Source organism: Psychrobacter sp. TB20-MNA-CIBAN-0197 (assembly GCF_040309765.1).
Lineage (GTDB): Bacteria > Pseudomonadota > Gammaproteobacteria > Pseudomonadales > Moraxellaceae > Psychrobacter > Psychrobacter submarinus.
In genome coordinates this window covers 1-244 of record NZ_JBEOPC010001208.1, presented here as the reverse complement: position 1 = coordinate 244, position 244 = coordinate 1, and the positions used below count along the sequence as shown (strand labels likewise).

The 244-nt window shown below is 42.2% G+C and carries 1 protein-coding gene; it reads right to left on the bottom strand.

Annotated elements, in window-relative coordinates:
- Positions 1 to 244: hypothetical protein (locus tag AAEY83_RS17790; RefSeq protein ID WP_351061325.1), on the bottom strand; the 244-nt coding region annotated here is incomplete at both ends.

Sequence of the window (244 nt, the reverse complement as noted above, 5' to 3'; positions counted from 1 at the left end):
CGTCATATAATTGCGAAAACGAACCATAGTTAGATTTATCGCCAGGAATTTCGGTTTTAGCTAACCATTGACCATTTACATGGTAATAAAAGTCATCTTGAGCACGTACCGATTTATCCATATTTTCCAGCTCAATACCTAAGGCAAAAGGAGCTGGAACTGGAGCGCTAACCGCGGGAGTCTCGTTTACTTTAATTTCTTGTTGTTCACCACAACCAACCAACCCAAGTGCCAGCGCAATACC